The organism is Streptomyces sp. NPDC048751 (assembly GCF_043198595.1).
Classification (GTDB): domain Bacteria; phylum Actinomycetota; class Actinomycetes; order Streptomycetales; family Streptomycetaceae; genus Streptomyces.
The window spans coordinates 1,267,193-1,293,593 of the sequence record NZ_JBICUX010000001.1; the positions used below are offsets into that span (position 1 = coordinate 1,267,193).

General features: G+C 71.6%; 21 protein-coding genes. 14 read left to right on the forward strand and 7 right to left on the reverse strand.

Annotated features, from left to right (window positions below):
• Positions 1 to 14: 14 nt before the first annotated feature.
• Both ACGFNV_RS05745 and lanKC read right to left on the reverse strand, forming a co-directional pair.
• Positions 15 to 128 (reverse strand): SapB/AmfS family lanthipeptide, encoded by a 114-nt coding sequence (locus tag ACGFNV_RS05745; RefSeq protein ID WP_393619615.1) that lies wholly within the window; start codon positions 126 to 128, stop codon positions 15 to 17.
• 56 nt (positions 129 to 184) lie between these two features.
• Positions 185 to 2,944: a class III lanthionine synthetase LanKC gene (gene lanKC, locus ACGFNV_RS05750; RefSeq protein WP_393619617.1), complete on the reverse strand. Its 2,760-nt coding sequence runs from the start codon at positions 2,942 to 2,944 to the stop codon at positions 185 to 187.
• A gap of 187 nt (positions 2,945 to 3,131) precedes the next feature.
• On the opposite strand from lanKC, the gene ACGFNV_RS05755 reads away from it, so the two are divergent.
• The 5 genes from ACGFNV_RS05755 to ACGFNV_RS05775 all read left to right on the forward strand — a co-directional run bounded on the left by ACGFNV_RS05755 (position 3,132) and on the right by ACGFNV_RS05775 (position 9,432).
• Positions 3,132 to 5,606 (forward strand): SpoIIE family protein phosphatase, encoded by a 2,475-nt coding sequence (locus tag ACGFNV_RS05755; protein ID WP_393619618.1) that lies wholly within the window; start codon positions 3,132 to 3,134, stop codon positions 5,604 to 5,606.
• A gap of 110 nt (positions 5,607 to 5,716) precedes the next feature.
• Positions 5,717 to 6,784 carry a glucose-1-phosphate thymidylyltransferase gene (locus ACGFNV_RS05760; RefSeq protein WP_393619619.1) on the forward strand — a complete coding sequence of 356 codons (1,068 nt, stop codon included), beginning with the start codon at positions 5,717 to 5,719 and terminating at the stop codon, positions 6,782 to 6,784.
• Positions 6,781 to 7,761, forward strand: coding sequence for a dTDP-glucose 4,6-dehydratase (rfbB, locus tag ACGFNV_RS05765; protein ID WP_393619620.1), 981 nt, complete (start codon positions 6,781 to 6,783; stop codon positions 7,759 to 7,761). Before ACGFNV_RS05760 ends, rfbB begins: the two co-directional genes overlap by 4 nt.
• Entirely contained in the window at positions 7,758 to 8,642 is an 885-nt protein-coding gene (rfbD, locus tag ACGFNV_RS05770) for a dTDP-4-dehydrorhamnose reductase (protein ID WP_393619621.1), read from the forward strand. Before rfbB ends, rfbD begins: the two co-directional genes overlap by 4 nt.
• Entirely contained in the window at positions 8,629 to 9,432 is an 804-nt protein-coding gene (locus tag ACGFNV_RS05775; RefSeq protein ID WP_393619623.1) for a class I SAM-dependent methyltransferase, read from the forward strand. Before rfbD ends, ACGFNV_RS05775 begins: the two co-directional genes overlap by 14 nt.
• A gap of 38 nt (positions 9,433 to 9,470) precedes the next feature.
• Here the strand turns inward: ACGFNV_RS05775 and rfbC are convergent, their stop codons facing one another.
• On the reverse strand, positions 9,471 to 10,064 hold the full coding sequence (rfbC, locus tag ACGFNV_RS05780) for a dTDP-4-dehydrorhamnose 3,5-epimerase (protein ID WP_393619625.1): 594 nt from the start codon (positions 10,062 to 10,064) through the stop codon (positions 9,471 to 9,473).
• 44 nt (positions 10,065 to 10,108) lie between these two features.
• Complete coding sequence (locus ACGFNV_RS05785) at positions 10,109 to 12,031, reverse strand: glycosyltransferase family 2 protein (RefSeq protein WP_393619627.1); 1,923 nt, start codon at positions 12,029 to 12,031, stop codon at positions 10,109 to 10,111.
• A gap of 159 nt (positions 12,032 to 12,190) precedes the next feature.
• On the opposite strand from ACGFNV_RS05785, the gene ACGFNV_RS05790 reads away from it, so the two are divergent.
• Positions 12,191 to 12,709: a metallophosphoesterase family protein gene (locus tag ACGFNV_RS05790; protein WP_393619629.1), complete on the forward strand. Its 519-nt coding sequence runs from the start codon at positions 12,191 to 12,193 to the stop codon at positions 12,707 to 12,709.
• A 266-nt stretch (positions 12,710 to 12,975) separates the two neighbouring features.
• Positions 12,976 to 13,899: an aminoglycoside phosphotransferase family protein gene (locus tag ACGFNV_RS05795; RefSeq protein WP_393619631.1), complete on the forward strand. Its 924-nt coding sequence runs from the start codon at positions 12,976 to 12,978 to the stop codon at positions 13,897 to 13,899.
• Here ACGFNV_RS05795 and ACGFNV_RS05800 read toward each other — a convergent pair.
• The gene (locus ACGFNV_RS05800; protein ID WP_393619633.1) at positions 13,887 to 15,053 is read right to left on the reverse strand and encodes an XdhC family protein; all 1,167 of its coding nucleotides are present in this window, start codon (positions 15,051 to 15,053) and stop codon (positions 13,887 to 13,889) included. The genes ACGFNV_RS05795 and ACGFNV_RS05800 overlap by 13 nt on opposite strands.
• Before the next feature lie 125 nt (positions 15,054 to 15,178).
• Between ACGFNV_RS05800 and ACGFNV_RS05805 the strand changes: the two genes are divergently transcribed.
• From ACGFNV_RS05805 to ACGFNV_RS05825, 5 genes are all read left to right on the forward strand, one after another.
• Positions 15,179 to 16,036, forward strand: coding sequence for an alpha/beta fold hydrolase (locus ACGFNV_RS05805; RefSeq protein WP_393619635.1), 858 nt, complete (start codon positions 15,179 to 15,181; stop codon positions 16,034 to 16,036).
• A gap of 96 nt (positions 16,037 to 16,132) precedes the next feature.
• The gene (locus ACGFNV_RS05810; protein ID WP_393619637.1) at positions 16,133 to 16,846 is read left to right on the forward strand and encodes a DUF2993 domain-containing protein; all 714 of its coding nucleotides are present in this window, start codon (positions 16,133 to 16,135) and stop codon (positions 16,844 to 16,846) included.
• A 66-nt stretch (positions 16,847 to 16,912) separates the two neighbouring features.
• Positions 16,913 to 17,203: a GlsB/YeaQ/YmgE family stress response membrane protein gene (locus ACGFNV_RS05815; RefSeq protein WP_393619638.1), complete on the forward strand. Its 291-nt coding sequence runs from the start codon at positions 16,913 to 16,915 to the stop codon at positions 17,201 to 17,203.
• Positions 17,204 to 17,320: 117 nt separating this feature from the next.
• Positions 17,321 to 19,180 carry an endoglycosylceramidase gene (locus tag ACGFNV_RS05820; protein ID WP_393619640.1) on the forward strand — a complete coding sequence of 620 codons (1,860 nt, stop codon included), beginning with the start codon at positions 17,321 to 17,323 and terminating at the stop codon, positions 19,178 to 19,180.
• A gap of 249 nt (positions 19,181 to 19,429) precedes the next feature.
• Positions 19,430 to 20,674, forward strand: coding sequence for a hypothetical protein (locus ACGFNV_RS05825; RefSeq protein ID WP_393619642.1), 1,245 nt, complete (start codon positions 19,430 to 19,432; stop codon positions 20,672 to 20,674).
• Between the two features lie 113 nt (positions 20,675 to 20,787).
• Here ACGFNV_RS05825 and ACGFNV_RS05830 read toward each other — a convergent pair whose 3' ends face one another.
• Positions 20,788 to 22,050: a YncE family protein gene (locus tag ACGFNV_RS05830; protein WP_393619643.1), complete on the reverse strand. Its 1,263-nt coding sequence runs from the start codon at positions 22,048 to 22,050 to the stop codon at positions 20,788 to 20,790.
• A gap of 180 nt (positions 22,051 to 22,230) precedes the next feature.
• On the opposite strand from ACGFNV_RS05830, the gene ACGFNV_RS05835 reads away from it, so the two are divergent.
• Complete coding sequence (locus tag ACGFNV_RS05835; RefSeq protein ID WP_393619644.1) at positions 22,231 to 22,908, forward strand: TetR/AcrR family transcriptional regulator; 678 nt, start codon at positions 22,231 to 22,233, stop codon at positions 22,906 to 22,908.
• A 39-nt stretch (positions 22,909 to 22,947) separates the two neighbouring features.
• Here ACGFNV_RS05835 and ACGFNV_RS05840 read toward each other — a convergent pair whose 3' ends face one another.
• Positions 22,948 to 24,180 carry a glycosyltransferase gene (locus tag ACGFNV_RS05840; protein WP_393620043.1) on the reverse strand — a complete coding sequence of 411 codons (1,233 nt, stop codon included), beginning with the start codon at positions 24,178 to 24,180 and terminating at the stop codon, positions 22,948 to 22,950.
• A gap of 211 nt (positions 24,181 to 24,391) precedes the next feature.
• On the opposite strand from ACGFNV_RS05840, the gene ACGFNV_RS05845 reads away from it, so the two are divergent.
• Positions 24,392 to 26,350 (forward strand): ricin-type beta-trefoil lectin domain protein, encoded by a 1,959-nt coding sequence (locus ACGFNV_RS05845; protein ID WP_393619645.1) that lies wholly within the window; start codon positions 24,392 to 24,394, stop codon positions 26,348 to 26,350.
• The last annotated feature ends 51 nt before the right edge of the window (positions 26,351 to 26,401 follow it).

Consider the following 26,401-nt stretch of genomic DNA (forward strand, 5'->3'; position numbering starts at 1 on the left):
ACGTACGGGGTCCGTCAGAGACAGAGCAGAACGCTGGCGGCGCTGATGCAGGACAGCAGGCTGACCGTGCTCTGGCCGCCGCCGGTGTGCTCGTCGGACTCCATCGTCTGCAGGTCGAGAAGTGCCATTTCGGTGTCCTTCCTAGGGTGTCCATCCGTGGGGACGGGGTGGTGTCACGACTCCGTCAGGTCGCGGAGCCGCGCTGTGTGGGCCGCCCGAGCGGCGGCAGGAACGGCAGGTGAGCGGTGGACCCCGCGTCGAGGGCCGCGCCGAGCGCGAGCAGGCACCCTGCCGTTCCGGTGCCCAGGTCCATCGACAGCCGCATCATCTGGTGTCCGGGGAAGGCCAGTTGGCCCTGGTACGCCATCGCGAACCAGCCCAGCCCGGCGATCTGCTCGGCGAGCCGGTCCGCGCCGGCGCCGGGCGCCGAGGTGCGGGCGAGGTGCAGGATCATCCCGGCACGGCCCTGGAAGAGGCCGGGCTGGGCGTAGAAGCGCGAGGTGGCGGCGGTCACGACGCCGGCGCGGGCCCGCTCGAACTCCGCCACGGCGTCCGGGGTGTGGCCTGCGTCGTCGGCGTGCGCCAGGTAGTCGTCGAGCACCATGCCCAGGCCCACGCTGCCGTCGCCGAGGTACGGCAGGGTCCGCCAGCCCTCGTCGACCTCCAGCGAGCCGCCCTTCTGGATCACGCAGCACTCCAGGTCCCGGCGCAGTGCCCCGGCGGCTGCCGCCAGCAGCTCCGGCTCACCGGTGCGCCCGTACTGCCGCAGCAGGAACAGCGCCGGCCCGCCGGCCCCCCGCAGCAGCCCGGCCCGTCGCCGGGGCGCGTCGGGGAGCGGCTCGGCCAGCCGGCGTACGAGGAGACCGGCGGCCTCGGCGGCCCGCTCCCGCAGCTCCGCCTCGCCGGTCGTCTCCGCGAGGTGGCCGAGGACCAGGCCGAGCCCGGCCAGACCGCCGTGCAGGTCCGAGGAGAGCTTCTGCCACTTCTCGGCGAGGATGCCGTCGACCAGGTCCAGCGCCCGTCCCCGGTGCCCGAGCCGGTCCAGGACCAGGGCCACGCCCGCCAGACCGTCGTACAGGCCGAGCGGTGTACCCGGGGGCGGCGGCTCGGTGTGTTCCAGCAGCCAGCGTTCGCCCTCGTCGTACCGTTCGGCACCGGTCTCGGCCAGCGCGTACAGCACCCCGGCCGCACCGTGCGCCAGACCGAGCCCGCCGCCGTCGGAGAACTGGGCGATGTCGCCCGGGAAGAGCCGGTCGTCGCGCTCCGGCGTGGCCGAAGCGAGGATCGCCTTCACCATCGAGTCACGGCTGAAGGGCCAGTCGCCGGGAGACACGAGAGACGCACCGACGAGCCGCGCCGCCCCCACGACGGCGCCCGCTCGACCCGCCTCCGCGGCCTCCTCCGCTTCCGACCGCCCCGGCCGACCCTCGTCCCCGGCCTCCCCGGCGCCCGACGTCCCCGAGCCCCCGGCGGCCTGCCCCGTGCCCGGCCGACCCGCCCCCGGCGTCCGCGTGATCTCCGCGACCGCCTCCTCCAGGAACCTCCGCGGCACGTCCGGGAACTGCTCCGCGACGACCTCCGCCAGGTGCGCCGCCTTGTCCCGGTCGACCACGAACAACGTGGTGACCGGCAGGAAGAGGGCCAGTCTCAGACAGGCGAGGGCGTAGCGGTCGACGTCGACGCCTCTGCGGTCGGGCGGCGCGAAGAAGCCGGGGTGGGCGACCACCTGGCGGCCCTGTTCGGCGACGGGTGCCGCCGCCTCGAAGTCGATCAGACGGACGGACTCCCCGTCGGGGGCGACCATGATGTTGAAGACGTGCAGGTCGTTGAAGACGATCCCGCGCGCGTGGAGGGCCTCGACCGCCTCCTCGACCGCCCGGAGGATGCGCAGCGCCCACGCCGTGTAGGAGGCGACGTCCGCCGGATCCGGGTCCGGCGTCAGCAGCGGATGGCGTTCGGCGAAGAAGGAGTTCAGGGGGCGGCCCTCGACGAAGTCCATGACCAGAAAGCGGTGGCCGCCGAGCTCGAACCAGTCGCGCACCTCCGGCACCACACCGGTCCCCGCCACCCGCTCCAGCGCCGCCTTCTCCCGCTCCAGCCTGGTGATCGCGTCCGCGCCGTCCGCGGCGAGCCCCGCGTGCGGCCGCCCCTCCTTCAGGACGACCTTGCGCCCGTCCCGGGTGTCGGTGCCCGCGTACACCCCGCCGCCGTTGGAGAAGTGCAGCGCCTTCTCGATGCGGTACGGCAGCTCACCCACCGTCGTGGTGTTGCGCGCCGCGAGGTGCGGTTCGAGGAACGCCGGCAGCTTCACCCACTCCGGCACCTGGAACGACGGCGCCCGCCGGTCCGGCACCAGCCGGTCCGCGCCGTCCCGTACCGCCGGCACGAGTGAGCCCCGCTCGTCCACGACGAACATGCGCGCGAACGCGCCGTAGCGGACGTAGAGCGGTCCGTCGTACCAGCGCAGGTCGGTGAGGATGTACGGGCCCTCGTAGCCCTTGAGCAGATCGCCGAGCTCGCACAGGACGGTGTGCAGCTGCTCTTCGTCGGCCGGGTAGACGGTGACGAACTTGCCGCTGCCGTCGCGGGCCGCGTACTTGGTGTTGCGCAGGTGCAGCAGGTGCGGGCCGGGGACGAACTTGAACGGGATCCGCCGGGGCACGCAGTAGTCCCACACGATCGCCGCGATCTCGTCCGCGTTCGCCCGGGTGGCCGAGGCGTGGATCTTCCATCCCTGGGCCGGTCCGGCGAGCGGCGCACCGTCGGGGCCGTTCGGCGTCAGCGTCAGCCAGTCCCCGATGCGGGCCGCGGCCCAGTCGTCGGGGACGGCGCGCCGTGCCGTCTCGAACAGGGGCGCGGCCTGCGCCCTGCCCGCCGCCAGGCGGTCCGGTGTGTCGTAGAAGTGCCCGTCCGCCAGCGCGTACACCTCGTACCGCTTGTCCATGCGTCCCCCTCCGTGACCCGGCACCGAGACTTCCAGCCGGTCGGGGGGCGCGGACAGTAACCGCTGTCACGAGATCACCGTGCGGTACGCACGTGTAAAGACATGTTCGGCCCCTTTCGAGCGGACCGGGCCCCGTTTGCTCGTCGAACGGTCACGGGGGCTGCGCATACGTCGTACAAGCGCTGTAATGACGGACGTGGTCAGTGAGGGCGCCGCCGTACGCAGGACGAGAACGCTGCGTGCCGAGGTTGCCCTCAAGACGCTCTCGACCGATCCCGACTCACCCGAGCGGGTGCGCCGCACTCTCGAACAGGCACTTGTCTTCACCGGCGCGACGCTGGCCGCCCTGTATGCCCCGGGCGCGGAGGGAGACCTGCTCTGCCTGGTCGAGTCGGTCGGCGTACCGAGGACCCTGTACGGGCTGCGCGAGAGCTACCCGGTCGCCGGGCGTTCCCCGGTCGCCGACGCCCACCGCACCGCGGAGCCGGTCCGGCTCGGTCCCGCGGAGCTCGCCGGGCACGCCGAGTCGCGACGGATGGCGTCCCGGGACGTCCATCTGGCGGCCCTGCCCGTCCGGGACGACGAGAACGGCGGCTGCTGTCTGCTCGTCATGACCGAGAGCCCCGACGGCTTCGACGCCGAGGACCGCGCGTGCCTGGCGCTCGTCGCCGAGGCCGCCACCTGCTCCGCCCCGCCCGGGCCCGCCGCAGACGGCGGCGAGGAACTCACGGGGGGCGCCTTCAGTCTCGCCATGGACACCGGCCGGGTCGAGGTCGGCGACGACATCCTGGAGCTGTTCGGCCTCACCCACGAGGAGTTCGACGGCAAGGTCGAGACCCTGCTCGGCCTCACCGTCCCGGAGGACCTGCCCTCGCTGATGTCCGTGGTCGAGGCCGACCACATGTCCATCGGCGACCGCGAACTGGAGTTCCGCGTCGTGCAGCCCAGCGGACCGCCCAGATGGCTGCGGCTGCGCGGCCGGCTGCTGCCCGGCGGGGACGGCCGCCCGGCCCGGCTCGCGGGCACCGTCGCCGACGCCTCCACCCTGCGCTCCGACGTCACCGACGTGGCCCGTGTCCAGCGACTGGCCGCGGCCCTCGCGACCGCCGGCACGGTCCGCGACGTCAGCCAGGCCGTGGTCACCGCCCTGCGCAAGCCGCTGCGGGCCGACCGGATCGCCCTCGCCGAGTTGGAGAACGACCGGCTGGTCGTCACGGTCCTCGACCCGCCCGAACCGGAGGCCTGGCCCGAGCTGTGGCGGCTGGAGTGGCGCTCCGAATGGCCCGACGCGCCCGTCCGCACCATGCCCACCCTCGCCGCCGCCCTGCGGGAGGGCCGCGCCCAGATCTGGCCCGCCGGAACCGCCCTGGAGCCCGCCCTCGCCGAGGTCGGCCCCGGTGGCCTCGCCGTGCTGCCGCTGCCCGCCGCGGGCCGCATGGCCGGCGCCTGTCTGATCGGCTGGGACACCCCGCACGACTTCGGCCCCGACGAACGCGCCCTGCTCACCGCCTCCGCCGGCCTCGCCGGACAGGCCCTGCTGCGTGCCCACGCCTTCGACGCCGAGCACGAACTGGTCGGCATGCTCCAGCGCCAGCTCCTCCCGCGCCGTCTGCCCAAGCTGCCCGGCGCGGTCGCCGTCGCCCGCTACCTGCCCACCACGGCGGGCCTGGAGGTCGGCGGCGACTGGTACGACGTGATCCCGCTGCCCGACCACCACGTCGCCCTCGTCATCGGTGACGTCCAGGGCCACAGCGCGGCCGCCGCCACCCTCATGGGCCAGATGCGCACGGCCCTGCGCGCCTACGCCGCCGAGGGGCACCCCCCGGACGTGGTGGTCTCCCACGCCAACCGGCTCCTCTTGGAGCTGGAGACCGACCTCTTCGTGACCTGCTGCTACGTCGACGTCGACCTGGAGGAGGGCACCGCCTGGTGCGTGCGCGCCGGACACCTGCCGCCGGTGCTGCGCCACCCCGACGGCACCACCGACATCGCGGAGGCGGACGGCGGCCCGCCGCTCGGCGTACTGGCGCAGGCCGACTTCCCCCTCAGCCCCCTCTCCCTGAGCCCGGGGACGGTGCTCGCCCTCACCACCGACGGCCTCGTCGAAACCCGCGACTCCGACATCGACACGGGCATGGAGCGGCTCGCCGACGAACTGGCCGCCGCCGACCCGGCCCACCTCGGCCTCGTCGCCGACGCCCTCCTCGACGACGCCCTCCGCGCCGACGACATCGCCCTGCTCCTCATGCGCTACGACGGCATGGCGGTACGTCCCCGGCGCGAGACCTGGACGGTGTGGCGCGTCCCCCAGGCGGTCCGGCACGCCCGCCGCTACACCCGCCGTACCCTGCGCGGCTGGAGCGTGCCCGGCGACGACATCGACACCGCCCTGCTGGTCGTCTCCGAACTCGTCACCAACGCCCTCGTACACACCGACGGCCCGGTCCGTCTCGACCTCACCCTGCACCACCACCGGCTGCGCGTCGCCGTCACCGACGCCTCGCCCCGCACCCCCGTCAAGCCGCCCGACATCGGCTGGGAGGCCACCGGCGGCCGCGGCATCCTCCTCGTCGAGGCCATGTCGGACACCTGGGGAACCGTGCCGGTCAGCGGCGGCAAGCAGGTCTGGTGCGAGCTCCTGCTGGAACGTTCCGGCGACTGACTCGGGGCGCCGCCGGGCCGCCGTCGGCCCGCCCGGGGGCGCGGGCCCGCGGAGCCCCGCAGGCGGAGGACAAGGTTCCATTTGGGCTGATCATGGCTATGGTGAAGCAGATGAAGGCTCTCGTGCTGTCCGGCGGCGCCGGTACACGGTTGCGGCCGATCACCCACACGTCGGCCAAACAGCTCGTGCCCGTGGCCAACAAGGCGGTGCTGTTCTACGGGCTGGAGTCGATCGCCGCGGCCGGCGTCACCGACGTGGGCGTGATCGTCGGGGACACCGCCGACGAGATCCGCGAAGCGGTCGGCGACGGAGCCTCCTTCGGCCTCGACATCACCTACATCCCCCAGGAGAAGCCCCTCGGGCTCGCCCACGCCGTGCTGATCGCGCGGGACTACCTCGGCGACGAGGACTTCGTGATGTACCTCGGCGACAACTTCATCGTCGGCGGCATCACCCACCTCGTCGACACGTTCCGCCGCACCCGCCCCGACGCCCAGATCCTCCTCACTCGCGTGCCCGACCCGCGCGCCTTCGGCGTCGCCGAACTGAACGGCTCCGGCCAGGTCGTCGGCTTGGAGGAGAAGCCCGAACACCCCAAGAGCGACCTCGCCCTGGTCGGCGTGTACCTGTTCACGCCGGTCATCCACGAGGCGGTGCGCGCCATCTCGCCGTCCCGGCGCGGCGAACTGGAGATCACCCACGCCATCCAGCACCTGATCGACACCGGCGCCGACGTCCGCTCCACCCTCATCAAGGGCTACTGGAAGGACACCGGCAACGTCGTCGACATGCTCGAGGTCAACCGTACGGTCCTGGAGGGCCTCGAACGCCGTATCGACGGCCAGGTGGACGGCGGGTCCGAGACCATCGGCCGGGTCGTCGTGGAGGAGGGCGCGCGCGTGGTGAACTCCCGCGTCGTCGGTCCCGTCGTCATCGGCGCGGGCACCGAAGTGCGCGACTCCTACGTCGGCCCCTTCACCTCCATCGCGGAGAACTGCCGTATCACCGACAGCGAACTGGAGTTCTCCATCGTGCTGCGGGACTCCTCCATCCACGGCGTGGGCCGCATCGAGAACTCCCTGATCGGCCGGCACGTCGAGGTGACTCCGGCCCCCGTCGTCCCCAGCGCCCACCGACTCGTCCTCGGCGACCACAGCAAGGTGCAGATCCACACATGAACGTCCTCGTCACCGGCGCCGCCGGCTTCATCGGCTCCGCCTACGTCCGCACCCTGCTCGCCGCCGACGACGCCGTCCGCGTCACCGTGCTCGACCGGCTGACCTACGCCGGCAGCACCGACAACCTGCCCCTGGGCCACCCCCGCCTGGAGTTCGTCCACGGCGACATCTGCGACCCGGCCCTCGTCGACAAGCTGATGGCCGACGCCGACCAGGTGGTGCACTTCGCGGCCGAGTCCCACGTGGACCGCTCCATCGACGGCGCCGGCGAGTTCGTCCGCACCAACGTGCTGGGCACCCAGACCCTCCTCGACGCGGCTCTCCGGCACGGCGTCGGGCCGTTCGTCCACGTCTCCACCGACGAGGTGTACGGCTCCATCGACACCGGCTCCTGGCCCGAGACCCACCCCCTGAGCCCGAACTCCCCGTACTCCGCCTCCAAGGCCTCCTCCGACCTGCTCGCCCTGGCCCAGCACCGCACCCACGGCCTCGACGTGCGTGTCACCCGCTGCTCCAACAACTACGGGCCGCGCCAGTTCCCCGAGAAAGTCGTCCCGCTGTTCGTCACCCACCTCCTCGACGGCCGGAAGGTCCCGCTCTACGGGGACGGGCGCAACGTCCGCGACTGGCTGCACGTCGACGACCACTGCCACGGCGTCGACCTCGTCCGCACCCTGGGCCGCCCCGGCGAGGTCTACAACATCGGCGGCGGCACCGAACTCAGCAACAAGGAACTCACCGCCCTCCTCCTCGACGCCTGCGGGGCCGACTGGGACCGGGTCGAGCACGTCGCCGACCGCAAGGGCCACGACCTGCGCTACAGCGTCGACTGGACCAAGGCCCGCACCGAACTCGGCTACCACCCGCGCCGGGACTTCACGACCGGCCTCGCCGAGACCGTCGCCTGGTACCGCGCCAACCGCGCCTGGTGGGAGCCCCTGAAGCGACGCGCCGGCCGGCCCGGCGGGACGCCATGAGGTGGCTGGTCACCGGAGCGGGCGGGATGCTCGGCCGGGACACGGTCGACGAGCTGACCCGGCGCGGCGCGGACGTGGTGGGCCTGGACCGGCGTGCCCTGGACATCGCCCGGGTCGACTTTGTCGAGCGCGCCTTCACCGTCCACCGGCCCGACCTGGTCGTCAACTGCGCCGCGTACACGGCCGTCGACGACGCCGAGACCGACGAGGCACGCGCCCTGCGCGTCAACGGTGAGGGCCCCCGCATCCTCGCCCGCGCCTGCTCGGCGACCGGCGCCCGCCTGATCCATGTCTCCAGCGACTACGTCTTCTCCGGCGAGGCCCGCACCACCCCCTACCCGGAGGACCACCCCCCGGACCCCCGCACCGCCTACGGCCGCACCAAGCTCGCCGGCGAGATCGCCGTGCGCGCCGAACTCCCCGACGCGAGCGCCGTCGTCCGCACCGCCTGGCTTTACGGGGCCCACGGCAGCAACTTCGTACGCACGATGCTCGCCCTGGAGGCGCGCCGGGACACCGTCGCCGTCGTCGACGACCAGCGGGGCCAGCCGACCTGGAGCGCGGACGTCGCCGCACGCGTCGCCGACCTCGGCCCGCGCGTCGGCCCCGACACCCACGGTGTCTTCCACGCCACCAGCTCCGGTGAGGCCACCTGGTACGACCTGGCCCGCGAGGTGTTCCGGGGCGTCGGCGCCGACCCGGACCGGGTGCGCCCCACCGACAGCGCCGCCTTCCCGCGGCCCGCGCCGCGCCCCGCGTACAGCGTCCTGGCCCACGGCCGCTGGCAGGAGGCCGGCCTGCCGCCACCGCGCGACTGGCGTGCCGCCCTGCACGAGGCACTGCCCCTGATCGGCAAGGAGTCCCCGCGTGAAACGCCATGAGTTCCTACGGGAACTGCACAAGGTCACCGCCAACCGCAACTACCTGGAGATCGGTGTCAACGACGGCCGCAGCCTGAAGCTCTCCCGCGTCCCGAGCATCGCGGTCGACCCCGCCTTCAAGGTGACCTCGGAGCTCCGGTGCGACGTCCACCTGGTGAAGGCCACCAGCGACGACTTCTTCGCCCGCGCCGACCCGCTCGCCCACCTCAAGGGCGGCCGCCATCCGCTGCGCAACCTGCGCCGGGGCCGCCACCCGCTCGGCCACTGGCGCCGCGCCACCCTCGACCTGTCCTTCATCGACGGCATGCACCTGTTCGAGTACGCGCTGCGCGACTTCATCAACGTCGAGCGGTACTCCGGATGGGGCAGCGTGATCGTCCTCGACGACATGCTGCCCCGCAGCATCGACGAGGCGGCCCGCGACCGCCACACCACGGCCTGGACCGGCGACGTCTACAAACTCACCGAGATCCTCGCCCGCCATCGCCCCGACCTGGTGACTGTCCTCGTCGATACCCAGCCCACCGGACAGCTCGTCGTCTTCGGTGCCGACCCCCGCAACACCGTGCTGCGCGACCGGTACGACGAGATCGTCGCGGAGTACGACGTGCCCGACCCGCAGAAGGTGCCCGAGGCGACCCTGGAGCGCGCGGGAGCGGTGCGCCCGGAGACACTGCTCGAAGCGGGCCTGTGGCGACCCCTCGTCCGGGCCCGCAACCTGGGCCTGCGGCGAGCCCAGGGCTGGGAGCCGGTCCGCCGGGCCCTGGAGCAGGTGGGCGTCGGCTCCTGAGCCGGTCGTGGTGACGGGGGAACGGAAACAGGTGGATGTCAGCGCCTGAGTCCGTCGTAGTGCGCCAGGCAGGCCGCGTACGACGGCAGCAGCCCCGCCCGTCGCGCCTCGGCCAGCGACGGCGCCCGCGCGTCCTTCGGCGACAGCAGCGGGGACAGGTCCTCGGGCCAGTCGATGCCCAGCTCCGGGTCGAGCGGGTGCACCCCGTGCTCCCGCTCGGGCGCGTACCCGGTCGAGCACAGGTAGACCACGGTGGCGTCGTCGCTGAGGGCCAGGAAGGCGTGCCCGAGCCCCTCGGCGAGGAACAGGGCGCACCGGTCGACGTCGTCCAGGCGCACTGCCTCCCACCGCGCGAAGGCGGGGGAGCCGACCCGCAGGTCCACCACCACGTCCAGGACGGCACCGCGCACACAAGTGACGTGCTTGGCCTGCCCGGGCGGTACGTCGGAGAAGTGCACCCCGCGCAGGACGCCCCGGCGCGACACGGAACAGTTGGCCTGCGCGAGCGCCAGGTCGTGGCCGCTCGCCTCGCGGAACTCCGCACCGCGGTACCACTCGTGGAAGCTGCCGCGTTCGTCCGGGAACACCGCGGGTTCGAGGACCCAGGCGCCCTCGATCGACAGGGGACGCATACGGCTCGTCACCTCCGTGCCTCGACTGTGTCCCCCCGGTCGTCCTAAGCCCTCCTCACCCCCAGGGCCGTGCCCAGCGCCCGCCGCACCCTGCGTGCCAGCCGCTGTGCGAGACCGGGCCGCGGGACCGGCACCACCCGGGCCCCGCCGAACCCGAGGCGCAGGGCGAACGGCAGCGCGTGGAAGCGGGGCGACCCGGCGTCCGGGGCCAGGCACAGCGCGACCCGTCGGGTCCCGGACATCTCGCCGACGGGCAGGGCGACCTCCAGACCGGAGGGGTTGGCAGGGCTCAGCGTGCCCGGCACGTCGACGGAGGCTCCGTCGCCGGTCAGCCGCAGCAGCACACCCGTGGGCCGGGGAACGTACAGCGGAAGCACCGCGCGCAGCCGCCCGCCCTCGACCGTGACGTCCCCGGGCGTGATGCCGCCGAGGCCGAGCCGCACGCCCGCGCGGCCCACGTCCAGGGCGAGGCTCGCGTGCGGGCGCGTCCAGTACGGCAGGACCACGAGCCCGTCCACCACACCGGCGTCGTACGGCGTCGGACTACCTGCCTGCGGGGCCGGGCCCAGCCGGCACTCCTTGGTCCAGCCGCCCAGCCTGACCCGCACGAAGGCGTCCCACAGGCCGTCCCCCAGCGGACCGCCGCTCGCAGCGCGGGCCGGATCGACGGCGGCCGTCACACGCAGCACCAGCCGCACGGCGGTGCCGTCGCCGACCGGAACCGTCTCCCGGGTGACCTCCACCGGCTGGAAGTACGGCGCGCCGCTCGCTCTCTCCCGCAGCCGCAGATCGGCCGGGGCCCCGGCGAAGCGCTCGACGGCGTCCGCGCACACCCACGTCACCGCTTCGGACACCTCCAGGGGAGGCTCACCGGGATAGAACGGGCCGGCGGGGAACTCCAGCGGCCGCCTCTCGCGTATGAACTCGGCGGTGAACTCGATCCGCAGCATCCCGTCCCGCCACTCCACACCGACCGGCACGGCGCGGAGCGCGAGTGCGGCCTCCCATTCCGCGAAGGCCACCGCGTCGTCGAACCGGCCGGCGGCGGCCAGCGCGGCGACGACCCGCTGTGCGGGTGGCAGCCCCGCCGCGACGCCCGGCCCGAACCGCTCGACGACGACCCCGTGGATCTCGTCGAACAGCTCCCGGCGGTAGTCCTCGGGCAGGTCGAGGAAGCGCCGCCCGCGCAGCCGCTCGACCATCTCCACGCGCAGCCAGCGCCGGAAGAGCCTGTCCCGCAGCGGCCCCGGTTCGGTGTACCGCTCGACGACGTCGAGGGCCTCCCGGAGGTTCTTGAAGTAACCCGCCGGTTCGAAGCGCCGGAAGCCCGCGTTGGACTCGTCGTCGCGCTTGACGTGGTAGTAGCAGACGTAGTCGCTGAGCACGGAGACGTTCTCCGCGCGCAGATACGCCTCCGCGACGAAGACATGGTCCTCCAGCCGTCGTCTGCCCTCGGGGAAACGCAGACCGATCCCGTCGAGGAAGGCGCGGCGGACCATCTTGTGCGGGGTGAGGCTGTCGATCAGTGGCGCGTTCGCGACGGTCGCGCGCGGACGGTTCGTACGGAACAGCTCCACCGGCACGCCACGCCCCTTGCCGGCCATCTTGCCCACGACCACATCGGCGCCGTTGGCCACGCCGTAGTCGTACATCCGCTCCAGGGCCTCGTCGCCGAGGAGGTCGTCGTGGTCGACGAACATCACGTACTCGCCCCGGGCGGCGGCGATGCCCACGTTGCGGGGCTTTCCGGACCAGCCGGAGTTCTCCTGGTGGACGACGCGGACGCGCGGGTCCTCGGCCGTTAGTGCGTCCAGGCGGGCCGGCGTCCCGTCGGTGGAACCGTCGTCCACGAAGATCACTTCGTACGCGTCGGGGGGCATCGACTGCCGCAGCAGCGACGCGACACAGTCCTCGAGGTACGGCCCGGGGTTGTACACGGGAACGATGACGCTGACCTTGACCGGCATGGGCTCCTGGCCCCCTCGGGTCGGTTGCCGTGCGCCTGGCTGCTCTGGCGCGCGCCTGGCCCGATGCTAACCCTGGGGAGCGGATGTGGCTCCTTTCGGCCAAGTGGCAGGGGTGGCCGGATCGCGACGCCGCGGTGGGGGAGACCCTACGCTGACGGTGTGCGTCTGCTCCTGATGTCCGACACCCACCTGCCCAAACGCGCCCGTGAACTGCCCGCGCCCCTGCTCGCCGAAGTCCCGCACGCCGATGTCGTGTTCCACGCGGGGGACTGGGTCGACACGGCCACCCTCGACCTGCTGGAGAGCCGCAGCCGACGGCTGATCGGGGTGTACGGCAACAACGACGGCCCCGACCTGCGCGCCCGGCTGCCCGAGGTGGCGTACGCCGAGCTGGACGGCGTGCGCTTCGGCGCGATCCACGAGACCGGCCCCGCCCAGGGCCGCGAGTCCCGGTGCGCCGCACGCTTTCCCGACCTCGACGTGCTGGTCTTCGGCCACAGCCACATCCCGTGGGACACCACCGCCCCCACCGGCCTGCGCCTGCTCAACCCGGGTTCCCCGACCGACCGCCGCCGTCAGCCCCACTGCACGTACATGACGGTCACGCTGGCCGACGGCCACGTCAGCGACGTCGCACTGCACCGGCTGCCGCAGCGCGTCCGGAAGCCCCGGGGGTAGACAGGGGCCGGGCCGCTCCGGTCCTCTCGCCCGGAAGCGGCCCGGCTTCGCGACTGGTGCGCTGTCAACGGACCTCCTTCCTCTGCACGAGGGATGATCTGGAGAAGGCGAAACGCCCGCTCCATTGAGGCGCGCGTACCCCACTCGGGTCCACCCCACACACCCGAAAACGGGTCGAGTGCGGAGAATTTTTTCGCCGCCGGACCGGCGGAATTCCGATGGCGCGCAAGAAATTCGGTGGACGCGTCGCCCCGGGACCCGCTGGCATGCTCCTTGTGCTGATCGACGCCTCCCTCGTCCACCACCTTCTCGCCGCCCAGTTCCCGCACTGGGCACACCTCCCCCTCACCCCCGTCCCGCGGCCCGGCATGGACAACGCCACCTTCAGGCTCGGCGACGAGCTGTCCGTACGGCTGCCGCGCTACGCCCACTGGGCCGGACAGGTGGAGCGCGAGCACCGCTGGCTGCCCCGACTGGCCCCGCACCTGCCACTGCCCGTCTCGGAACCGGTGGCGCAGGGTGAACCAGGCGAGGGCTACCCGTACCCCTGGTCGGTGTACCGCTGGCTGGACGGCGAGACGGCCACCAGTGAGGGCCTCGCCGACCCCGTGCGGACCGCCCTCGACCTCGCCGGCTTCATCACCGCCCTCCAGCGCGTCGACGCGGCCGACGGGCCCGGACCCGAGCAGAGCAACGCCTTCCGCGGTGTCCCGATGGGGGACACCCGCGACTCCCTGGCCGCGGAGGCCCGTGTCCGGCCCAAGATCGAGGCGCTGCGCAAGACCGACCTCGTGGACGTCGACGCGGTGGAGGAGGTGTGGGAGGCGGCCCTCGCCGCACCCGCCTGGCACAAGCCGCCGGTGTGGGTCCACGGCGACCTCGCCACCGGCAACCTCCTGGCCAGGAACGGCCGGCTCAGCGCGGTCATCGACTTCGGGACGCTCGCCGTGGCCGACCCGGCGGTGGACCTGCTGCCCGCCTGGAAGTTCCTCCCCGCCTCGGCACTGCCCGCCTTCCGCGAGGCCGTCGACACCGACGACGCCACCTGGGCACGCGGCCGGGGCTGGGCCCTCGCCGGGTCACTCCCGGTACCGGAGGACCCCTTCTTCCGCGAGGACCCGTCCCGCGTGACAGCGGCGCTGCGCCACCTGGAGGCGGTCATCGCGGACCATCGCCGTCACGGCGTGTGACGGGGGTCGGCTTCGCCGTCACGGGGCTTCGCCGGCACGGAGTCCTGACCCGTGCTCCCGGCCGGATGGATGGCCCCGCCCGTCGCGCCGAGCGGAGCGCCGCTGCCGCCCCAGCGCAGGGCGACGATCTCGGCGGCCACGGACACGGCCACCTCCTCGGGCGTACGGGCCCCGAGGTCCAGTCCGACGGGCGAGCGCAGCCGGGACAGCTCGCGGTCCGTGAGACCGGCCTCGACCAGCCGCTTCCGCCGGTCGTCGTGCGTACGGCGGCTGCCCATCGCCCCGATGTACGCGGCCGGCCGACGCAGCGCCTCCTCCAGGAGCGGTACGTCGAACTTCGGGTCGTGGGTGAGGACGCAGACGACCGTGCGCTCATCGGTGTCGGTCTCCCGCAGATACCGGTGCGGCCACTCCACGACCACCTCGACGCCCGGCGGGAATCGCCTCGCGGTGGCGAAGACCGGGCGCGCGTCGCACACCGTGACCCGGTAGCCGAGGAAGTCGCCGATGCGGGCGACGGCGGCCGCGTAGTCGATCGCGCCGAAGACCAGCATGCGCGGTGGCGGTGCGAAGGAGTGCAGGAAGACGGACACGGCGTCCTCACGCCGCTCCCCGTGCGGCCCGTAGTGCCGTACGCCCGTCGCACCCAGGGCCAGTTCACCGCGCGCGTCCGCGGTGACCGCCACGTCCAGACCGGCGGCGCCGAGCGTGCCGGCCACACGGTCCGGCCAGACGGCGAGGGCGGCACCGCGCGGGGCCGGACCGTCGAACACGGTCGCCACGGTCACCGGTTCGCCCGCGGCGACCGACTCCGCGACCGCACCGAAAGCGGGATCGCGCTCGGGCGTGACCGGACGGACCAGCAAGGTGATCTCGCCGCCGCAGGTCAGCCCCACCGCGAAGGCGTCGTCGTCGCTGTACCCGAAGCTCTCGAGACGGGCCTCCCCGCTCGCCACGACCTCCTGCGCGAGCTCGAACACCGCACCCTCGACACAGCCTCCGGACACGCTCCCGACGACCTCGCCCTCCGGCCCCACCGCCATCGCGGCCCCCGGATCGCGCGGCGCGCTCCGACTCACCGCGACGACGGTGGCGAGCCCGAACGGGGCTCCCGCGCCGTACCAGCCGCTCAGCACCGGGAGAATCTCACGCATTCTCGAAGTATCGGTCTTGCGACTGCGAAGGTCACGCGGAACACCCGCTGCTGCCGGCCGGTACCGGAGTATCGGTTGCAGCGGAACAACACTGTGGGTTCAACGATCCGTCACATGGAGGCGCGATGCCGGAGATCGAACTGTCGTCCGGACCGATCGACTTTCAGGACACCGGTGGCCGCGGGCCGGTGCTGGTGTTCGGCCACGGTCTGCCGATGAACGAGACGCAGTGGCGCAAGGTGGTACCGCTGCTGGACGGGTACCGCTGCGTCCTGCCCACGCTGCCTCTCGGTGGTCATCGCCGGCCGATGAACCCGGACGCCGACCTCTCCCACCGCGGTGTGGCGCGGCTGCTGGGCGAGTTCATCGAACGGCTGGGGCTCGACGAGGTGACCCTCGTCCTCAACGACTGGGGCGGCGGCCAGTTCCTCGTGGCGGAGGAGCAGGGCCGGAGGGTCGCGCGGATGGTGCTGGTGGCCTGCGAGGCGTTCGACAACTTTCCCCCGGGACCCGCCAAGGCGGTTGCCCACGTGTGCAGGGTTCCCGGTGGCGTCCGGCTGCTGACGCGGCTCATGCGGGTGCCCGCGTTCCGGAACAACCGCAACGGATACGGCGGGATGAGCCTGCGCGGAATCCCGGACGAGATCATGGACGACTGGTTCGCTCCCGCGACCCGGAGCAGGGCCATCCGCAGGGACTTCGCCAAGTTCGCCACGTCGGCGCCCGACCGGAAGACCCTGTTGGCCTGGAGCGAGGAGCTACGCGCCTTCGACCGCCCCGTCCTGGTCGTCTGGGCGGCCGAGGACCGACTGATGCCGCGTGAGCACGGTCCCCGACTCGCGGAGCTGTACCCGAAGGGCCGGCTGATCGAGATCGCCGACTCCTCCACCCTCGTCCCCGAGGACCAGCCGGAACAACTCGCCGCCGCGCTCACCGACTTCCTGACCGGGACCGGAGCGGAGCCGGACCGGACCACCGACTGAGCGCAATCCCTTCGTAAAGCACGGTTCCGCAGTGCGACGCGACCTACATGATCACGTCATCAGGACGCGAACATCGAACAAGGTGGAGGGGTCGGCGTGAGACGTCGATGGGTGAAGGTTCTGGCGATCACATTGGTGGTGTTGGCCGTTCTCTTCACGGCTGCGGACCGGGTGGCCGTGCACTACGCGGAGGGGGAGGCCGCGCAGCTCGTCAAGGAGAAGTACGGCTACGGGAACACCACCGACGGACACGTGGACGTGGGAATCGAGGGCTTCCCGTTTCTGACGCAGGCGGCGCGCCGGGACTTCAGCCACGTCACGTTGGACGCGGAAGGGTTCCTCATCGACACCACCACCAACACGCAGGGCGGCTATCTGCACGTCGACCGGCTCCGTCTCGACCTGCGCGGCGTGCAGGCGACCTCGCTGACCGCGCGCAGCGCCGAGGCGAACCTCGCCACCGGGACCCTGACCCTCTCCTACCAGGAACTGTCCGACGTGGTCACGCGGTTGGCGGGCGACGGAAGCCCCTTGAAACTCTCTCAGGCTCCGGGGTCGGACGGCCAGGCGGCACGGGTCAAGGTCTCGGGCACCGTGGGCGGGCAGGCGTTGAGCAGCACGGGAACCCTCCTGGCGCAGGGCACGGAACTCTCGTTGACCGTTCCCGGCGCCCAACGGGCCACCTCCGCGTGGAGGGTCGATCTCCCGGAGGCCGTCGGCTTCACGGCCGCACGCGCCACCGCGAACGGCGTCGAGATCAGCCTCGTCGGCCACCTGGTCACCCTCGGCTCCTCGCGCTTCGGGAACTGAACGGCGCTGTTTGGTCGCCGGTTCCTTGGAAACACGTGGAGCGAACCGACAGCTAGGAGAACTGACATGGGCATCATCGCGTGGATAGTCATCGGTCTGCTCGCCGGGGCCATTGCCAAGGCGCTCATGCCGGGCAAGGACCCGGGTGGAATCATCGTCACCATGCTCATCGGTATCGCCGGAGGGCTGCTCGGAGGGTTCCTCGGCAAGGTGATCTTCGGAGTCGACTCGATCGACGGCTTCTTCGACCTGTCCACCTGGATCGCGGCCATCGTCGGATCCGTCATCCTCCTCGCGCTCTACCGGGTGTTCGCGGGCCGCGGGCACGGTCGTGGACACCGGCACGTCCACGCATAACGGCAACGGGAAACGGCACAAGCGAGCGCCCTCGTCCTCGGACGGGGGCGCTCGTCATAACTTACTCGTGAGTCAGTGGTGTTGACGGTGTCCGGAAATCACCGGACTGTAGTGGACATGACGAAAATCAGGGCTCGTCTCCTCGTCGTTCTGGTTGTCCTCTCCGGATTCCTGACGGTGGTGGGCCCCGGCCCCGCCACTGCCGCCCCCCTCACCGACTCCCAATGGTTCGACGGCACGCCCCTGACCGTGTCCAACGGCCGCTTCACCGACGGCCAGGGCCGCGAGGTCGTCCTGCGCGGCTACAACGTCTCCGGCGAGACCAAGCTGGAGGAGAACGGCGGCCTGCCCTTCGCCTCGGTCGCCGACGCCAAGAAGTCCGCGACCGCGCTGCGCGCCCTCGGCGGCGGCAACTCCGTCCGCTTCCTGCTCTCCTGGGCCCACGCCGAACCCGCCCGAGGGCAGGTCGACACCGCCTACCTGGCCGCCGCCACCGACCAGATGGGCGCCTTCCTCGACGCCGGCATCCGTGTCTACCCGGACTTCCACCAGGACCTCTACTCCCGCCACCTCTTCGACCCCGACAGCTGGTACACCGGCGACGGCGCCCCCAAGTGGGCCGTGGACGCCGGGAACTACCCCGACGAGTCCTGCGGGATCTGCCTGTTCTGGGGACAGAACATCACCCAGAACGAAGCGGTGAAGCGCGCGTCGTACGACTTCTGGCACAACGCGTACGGCCTCCAGGACGCCTTCCTCACCACAGCCCAGCAGACCATGGCGTACGTCAAACAGCACCTGTCCGCCGAGCAGTTCGCGGGCGTCGTCGGCTTCGACCCGTACAACGAGCCGCACGCGGGCGTCTACGACTCGGGGCAGACCAGCCGCACCTGGGAGCGGGACGTGCTGTGGCCGTTCTACGTGAAGTTCCGGGCCAGGATGGACGCGGCCGGCTGGCAGGACAAGCCCGCCTTCGTCGAGCCGAACCTCTTCTGGAACGCCAACATCGACTTCCAGAAGCAGGAGGGCGGCCTGCTGGACGCGGGCACGCTCGGCCCACGCTACGTCTTCAACACCCACTTCTACGACCAGAAGGCGATCTCCGGCGTCTTCATGTGGGGCAAGGCCGCCGACGGGCAGTACGCGGGCGACTTCGGCACGGTCCGCGACCGCGCGGCCGCCACGAAAACCCCCGCCGTCGTCAGCGAGTTCGGACACCCGCTCGCCGGCACCGTCTCCGACAAGGCCCCGACCGTCCTGAAGGCGATGTACCAGGCCCTCGACTCCCGCCTGCCCGGCTCCACCTGGTGGACGAAGACTGCGGCCGGCGGGCCGGTGCTGTCGGGTTCGCAGTGGCAGTGGGACATCTACAACGGCCGCCATCACGAGCTGATGAACGGCAACCCCGACAAGGTGCTCACCTCCGCCGACGCCTGGAACGACGAGGACCTCTCCGCCGTACGCCTCGACGACTCGGGCAAGCCGACGCTGCGACAGGACGCCCGGCTCCTCGACCGCGTCTACCCGAGCGCCACCTCCGGCACGACCGTCGCCTTCACCTACGAGGACCGCTCCCGCGACGGCTCCACCACCCTGACCTGGAACCCCGTCCCCGGTTCTCTGCCGAACGTGGCACGCCTGGTCGGCTCCGGACAGTACGGCCTGCTGCTGTGGCGGTCGGGCAGCGGCTCGGCACCCACCGAACTGCACCTCCCGGCGTCCTTCCCGACCTCCACCACCACCGTCGTCTCCGACCTGGGCACGGCGTACGCCCCGCCCGCGTACACCAGCACGACCCCGGTCGCGGCCGCCCCGGAGCCCGGCGGCACCGGCAGCCGCCGACTGCTGCTCACCGACTCCGACTCGGGCACCCTGCACTACGCGCTGGTGACCAACGGCGCGACGGCACCCTCCGCCGACCTGCTGGCCGCGGCCCGGACCGAGTTGACGGCCTGGGCGGCCAAGACCGGCGGCTGAGAGCGCTCGACTCTCCCCTCGCGTCAGGGTTCACGCCGGGCCCTGCCGCGAGGGCAAGCGCCTGCAACGCGCTTGTACCGCTGGCGCGGTGCCCATGGTTCCCTCGCCCTTCCGTTTTCCGCCCGCCCCCGATGGCGACTCGGCGCGTTCGGGCGGTGACATGGTGTCATCGTCAGGCAGGGTGAGGCGACGGCGCGTAGCGTGGGAATATCGGAAATTGGATGACAATTCCCCTGGAAGGGGAGCGCGATGGCCACCAGATCGACGCATGTCACGCTCAACAACCACGCCACGCTGACAAGAGGTTCGGGCCGCCGGGACCTGAAGCTCAGGCGCACGGCGATGCGCCTCGATCGCGGTGAGTGGACCTCGAGTCCGCCTGAACTCATCAGCGACAGGGGGGAGTGGGAGTTCCAGGCCGACGAACGCGCAACCGGAGCCGGAGGACAGGTCGTCTACCAGCTGGAGGACCCCGACGGCGCACGCGCGGGTGAAGTAAGCGTTCACTGGGGCGGCTCCTCCACCGATCAGGCCCCCCAGCCCGAGGGCGCTGCCCCCGCAGCCGTGGTGACAACCGAACTCGGCTCCACGGTGCTGCACATCGAGGACGGCGGCGACGGCTCGGACGTCACCTTCGAAATCCGCGACGACCTCCGGGACATCAGCGAAGAGGAACGTACCGCCGGCGCCGCCACGGTCGCGGGTGCGCTGAGGGCGCTCGACATGCAGCGCTTCGCCGCGATCTGGGAGCAGTCCCCTGGGCCCTCGTTCCACGCGATGCACGGCCTGACCTCCGGGCAGTACCAGCAGAGGTTCAACGACCTCGTCGGCCAGGGCTTCCGGCCCGTGGACGTCAGCGGCTACTCCAGCGGCGGCCTGGACCTGTTCGCAGCGATCTTCGAGCAACGGAGCGGACCGGCGTTCCAGGCCCGCCACGGTCTGACCGCGAGCCAGTACCAGCAGACCTTCAACGACCTCGTCGGTCAGGGCTTCCGGCCGGTGGACGTCAACGGTTACCTGAGCGCCGGCGGCGGCGAACGGTTCACCGCCATCTTCGAGCAAGGCGGCGGAGCGCCGTTCCAGGCCCGCCACGGTCTGACCGCGAGCCAGTACCAGCAGACCTTCAACGACCTCGTCGGCCAGGGCTTCCGGCCCGTGCACGTCAGCGGCTACTCCAACGGCGGCGTGGACCTGTTCGCAGCGATCTTCGAACAACGTGGCGGACCGGCGTTCCAGGCCCGCCACGGTCTGACCGTGAGCCAGTACCAGCAGACCTTCAACGACCTCGTCGGCCAGGGCTTCCGGCCGGTGGACGTCAACGGTTACCTGAGCGCCGGCGGCGGCGAACGGTTCACCGCCATCTTCGAGCAAGGCGGCGGAGCGCCGTTCCAGGCCCGCCACGGCCTGACCGCGAGCCAGTACCAGCAGACCTTCAACGACCTCGTCGGCCAGGGCTTCCGGCTTCTGCATGTCAGCGGCTACTCGAGCGGCTGAGCGTTTCGGGATGCCCGAGGGCGTTCCCCGAGCCACCCGCGGCAGATGAGGGTGTCACGCGCCGATGGCGGCCGGCTGCCTTACGGAGGCCGCCGAACCGCCATCGGCGAGGGTCAGGACGCCGGGCTCGTCCAGTCCGCGGCCACATGGCCCAGCCGGACCCGCTGCGGGTGGTCGCCCACCGGGACGGACACCGTCTTCTTGCCGGTGGTGAAGTCGATGGCCGTGACCTGGTCGGCGCCGCTCTCGGAGATGACGCAGCTCTTGCCGTCGCCGCTGACCGTGGCCCAGTAGGGCTTGGAGGCGGGGACGAGCGGGCCCTCCTGGAGGGTGGCGCGGTCGACGACGGTCGCGTAGTCGTCCATCGTGCCCGCGACACACAGTTTCGTGCCGTCCGGCTTCATCGAAAGCCCGTGGTGGCGCGAGTCGTTGACGAAGGTCGTCCGGTCGTCGCTGGTGGACGGGTTCTTCGGCAGGGTCTTCGTCCGCGTGATCTTGTCGGTGGCGATGTCGTACTCGAAGAAGCCGTTGAAGAACGAGACCTGGAAGTACAGCTTGGACTCGTCGGGTGAGAACACGGCGGGACGGACCGCGTCCGAGTAGTCCTTCAGACCGATCGCGTCCAGCCGCTGCCGCATGTCGACGGTCTTGACCTGCTTGAACGTGGTCGCGTCGACGACAGTGACGCGCCGGTCGCCCTTCGTCCAGTCCAGCCAGGGCGCGTCCAGCGCGGTGTTGACGTCGCCGATGGCCATGTTCCAGATGGTCTTGCCGTCCTTGGAGAAGATGTTCTCGTGCGGCTTGTCGCCGGTCGCGAACGACCCCAGCTGCTTGCCGGTGTTGATGTCCAGGACGTGCACGGTGTTGGCGGTCGACGCGGAGACCGCGACCCGGGTGCCGTCGGGGGAGACGGCCATGTGGTCGGAGCGGTAGCCCGACACGCGGAATCGCCAGTTGACGGCACCCGTGGCGAGGTCGATGGAGACGACGTCGCCGAAGCTCGGCCGGGAGACGACGACCGACTTCCCGTCCGGCGTGGAGTACATGTCGTCCACGAACTGGTCGTGGCCCTCGCCGACCGAGTTGCGGATGGTCATGAAGGCGATCCACCAGATGGGGTCGGCGTTGATCTCCGCCATCCGCTGGTCCTTGTCGGGAATCACATTGATCCGGCCGATCTTCGCGAAGTCGCCGGTCGACTTGATGACGTCCGCGGTGCCGTCCCAGTTGTTCCCGACGAACATCACCTCGCGCAGCGCGGCGGAGCCGGAGCCGGAGGCGGCGCCGACCGCTGTCGCGGCGGTCGCGGGGGCGGTGACGGTCAGGACGAGGGCGGCGGCTACGGAGCAAAGGTGCCTGGTTCTGAAGGCAGGCATGAGTGCTCTCTCCTCTGGCTGGGGGGCATGCCGAGTGGGCGGTGCGAATCTGAATACCGATGCATTCAGACTGTACTTACTGGAAAGTAAGGAAGGGAGCCCCTTCGCCACAAGACTGCGTACACGACAAAATTGGCGGAGGGGAGCCGGAGTTCGGGTCGACTACGGAGGGTGGGGTCAGTGACGGGCAGACTCAGAGCGCCGAAGGGCCGGTACGGAGGCAAGACCGCCGAGGAGCGGCAGGCCGAGCGGCGCCGCAGGTTCCTCGACGCGGCGCTCCAGCTGTTCGGCGACACCCCCGGCTACCGCGGCACCACCGTCGCCGCGCTCAGCGAGACGGCGGGCCTGTCGACGCGGCAGTTCTACGAGGAGTTCCGCACCCTCGAAGACGTCCTGGCCGCCCTGCACCTCCAGGTCAACGACTGGGCGGAAGCGGCCGTCCTGACCGCGTTCGCCGCCGCCCAGGACCTGCCCCTCGCCGACCGCGTCACCGCGATCTTCCGCGCCTACGCCGCCAACGTCACCGCCGACCCCCGCCGCATCCGCATCACCTTCGTCGAGATCATCGGCGTCAGCCCCCGCCTGGAGGAACAGCGACTGGCCCGTCGCGCCCGCTGGGTCGACCTCATCCGCGCCGAGGCCACGTCCGCCGCCGAGCGCGGAGAAGCGGTCACCCGCGACTACCGCCTGCCCGCCGCCGCCTTCATCGGCAGCGTCAACGGCCTCCTGCACGACTGGAGCGCGGGCTGGGTGGACGCGACGCTGGACGAGGTGGTCCAGGAACTGGTGCGTCAGTTGCTGGGGATTCTGCGGCCGGTGGGGTGGGAGGAGGAGGGGGCACTGGATGGCGCGGGATGACGCCCTTGGTCAGGGCCCGTCGTTCGGGGGCGTGGGCCCTCACCGGTGGAAGGCGCTCACCGCGGCCACCACCGGACCCGCCCCGTCCTCCCCGCGCACCCGCGCGCCCAACGCCTGCGCCCGCTGCCGGAACCCTGTCTCGTGGGTCGCCCGGACCAGCGCCGAGGCCAGGGTGTCGGCGGTCAGCCGGCGCAGGGGGACGGCACGGGGCGCCACGCCCAGGGCGACCAGGCGGGCGCCCCAGAAGCCCTCGTCGAACTGGATCGGGACCGGGACCGCCGGGACGCCGGCGCGCAGGCCAGCCGCCGTGGTGCCCGCGCCGCAGTGGTGGACCACGGCGGCCATCTCCGGGAAGAGCAGGGAGTGCGGCACCTCGTCGATCGTGAGGATGTCGTCTCCGGAGGCCTCCAGGCCGGCCCAGCCCCGCTGGACCACCCCGCGCAGTCCGGCCCGGCGCAAGGCGCGTACGACGTCGCTGCTGAGCCGCCGTGCGTCGGGCACGGTCGCGCTGCCCAGGCCGACGAAGACCGGAGCGGGCCCCGCGTCCAGGAAGTCCCGTACGTGCGGGGGGAGTTGGGTCTCACGGTCGTACGGCCACCAGTAGCCGGTGATGTCGAGTCCCGCACGCCAGTCGTGCGGCCGGGGCACTACGAGAGGGCTGAAGCCGTGCAGCACCGGCCAGCCCTGCCGTTCGCGTGCCCGCCGTGCGGCGCCGGGGCGACGGGAGCGGGGCAGCCCCAGGCGGGCCCGTACCGCCGGGACGGCCTGGGCGAAGACCCGCTCCACGGCCAGATCCACACTGTGCGCGGCGAGCCGGTTGCCGACGGATCCCAAGGAGACGGTGCCGAGGACGGGCGGCGCGAACTCCCGTGTGGGGTGGCGGGGTTGCAGGTAGACCCCGACGCTCGGCAGGCGCAGGCCCTCGGCGATGGTGTGCCCCAGGGGAGCGAGAGAGGCGGAAAGCAGCAGCACGTCGCTGGCGCGGGCCGCGGTCACGAGGTCGTCGGTCATCCGCCCGACCAACGACCGGGCCATCTCGACCACCCGGGCCAGCTTGCCCACGCCGCTCGCACTGCGGTGCAGCCCCCGCCCGCGTGAGGACTCCAGCTCGGCCCGGGGATCCACGGGCAGCGCGTGGAAACCCAGGCCCGAGCCCGCCACCAGCGGTTCGAAACGGGAGTGTGTCACCAGGGTGACCTCATGCCCCGCACACGACAGCGCGTGCCCGAGCCCGGTGTAGGGGGCCACGTCACCCCGGGAGCCTGCCGTCATGATCGCCACTCGCACGACGGACAGTATGGCCGTGGCGCGGGCGGCCGTGGTGGAACGACCCATGGAATACAGCCAATTCACGCCTGTCACATCCGTTGACTTCGCCCGCGCGTGGCTCTACTTTCGGCCCGCGACGCGTTCGGAAAGTCGATCCTTGTTCGAGATCACGAACGTTTCGAGTCGCATGCCCTGCCGTACTAAGGAGCCGCGCATGTACCCCCCACCCCGCCCGCACCCGGTCCGGCGCTGGAGAGACGCCGCCGTCCGCGCCCTCGCGCTGGCACTGACCGCGACCGCCGCGCTCCTCTTCGCGCAGCCGGGCGCGGCACAGGCCGCCACCTCGCGGCAGATCCCCGTGCCCACCGCCCCCATGGGCTGGGCGTCCTGGAACAGCTTCGCCGCGAAGATCGACTACAACGTCATCAAGAAGCAGGTCGACGCCTTCGTCGCGGCGGGCCTGCCCGCGGCCGGGTACAAGTACATCAACATCGACGAGGGCTGGTGGCAGGGCACCCGTGACAGCGCGGGCAACATCACCGTCGACCAGTCGGAGTGGCCCGGCGGCATGAGCGCCATCGCCGACTACATCCACAGCAAGGGCCTCAAGGCCGGGATCTACACCGACGCGGGCAAGGACGGCTGCGGCTACTACTTCCCGACCGGCCGCCCCGCCGCGCCGGGCAGCGGCAGCGAGGGCCACTACGACCAGGACATGCTCCAGTTCTCCCAGTGGGGCTTCGACTTCGTGAAGGTCGACTGGTGCGGCGGCGACGCGGAGAAGCTCGACGCGGCGACGACGTACAAGTCGATCAGCGACGCGGTCGCCCGGGCGACGGCCACCACCGGCCGCCCGCTCACCCTCTCCCTGTGCAACTGGGGCTACCAGAACACCTGGAACTGGGCCCCGGGCCTCGGCTCGATGTTCCGGACCAGCACCGACATCATCTTCTACGGCAACAAGCCGTCGATGACGAACCTGCTGTCCAACTACGACCAGGGCCTGCACCCCACCGCCCAGCACACCGGCTACTACAACGACCCCGACATGCTGATGGTCGGCATGGACGGCTTCACCGCCGCCCAGAACCGCACCCACATGAACCTCTGGGCGATCTCCGGCGCCCCGCTCCTCGCCGGGAACGACCTGAGCACGATGACCACCGAGACCGCGAACATCCTGAAGAACCCCGAGGTCGTCGCGGTCGACCAGGACCCGCGGGGTCTCCAGGGGGTCAAGGTCGCCGAGGACACCAGCGGGGCGCAGGTGTACGGCAAGGTCCTGTCCGGCACCGGCAAGCGCGCGGTCGTCCTGCTCAACCGCACCTCCTCCGCCCGGGACATCACCGTCCGTTGGTCCGACCTGGGCCTGACGAACGCCTCCGCGACCGTCCGTGACCTGTGGGCCCGCGCCGACGTCGGATCGTTCGGCACGAGCTACACCGCCAACGTCCCGGCCGGCGGCTCGGTGATGCTCACCGTCACCGGCGGTACCGAGGCCTCGGGCAGCACCTACGCGGGCACGTCGGGCTTCTCCGGCGTGGTGGCCGGGAACACCGGCCTGAAGGTCGTCGACGTCGCCTACACCAACACCTCCTCCGCGGCCCGTACCGCGACCCTGAAGGTCAACGGCCAGACGGCGACCACGGTCTCCTTCCCGCCGACCGGCTCCGCGCAGGGCACGATCTCCCTGCTGGTCTCCCTGTCCAAGGGCTCGGCGAACACGCTGACCTTCACCAACGCCCCGACGCTCGCCGACATCACGGTCAAGCCCCTGCCCGGCGCGAACGGCACCCTCGCCGTCGGCAAGCAGTCCGGCCGCTGCCTCGACATCTTCGACAACACCATCACCAACGGCACCCAGGCCGAGCTGTGGGACTGCAACGGCGGCCAGAACCAGGTCTGGACGTACACCTCCCGCAAGGAGCTCGTGGTGTACGGCAACAAGTGCCTGGACGCCTACAACCAGGGCACCACCAACGGCACCAAGGTCGTCATCTGGGACTGCAACGGCCAGAACAACCAGAAGTGGAACGTGAACAGCGACGGCACCCTCACCAACGTCAACGCCGGTCTCTGCCTCGACGCCAACGGCGCGGCCACGGCCAACGGCACCCAGATGGTGCTGTGGGCCTGCAACGGCGGCGACAACCAGAAGTGGACGCTGACGTGACGGTCCGTCCCTGACGACGTGTCCCGCCGGCCCCGGGGTCGGCGGGACACG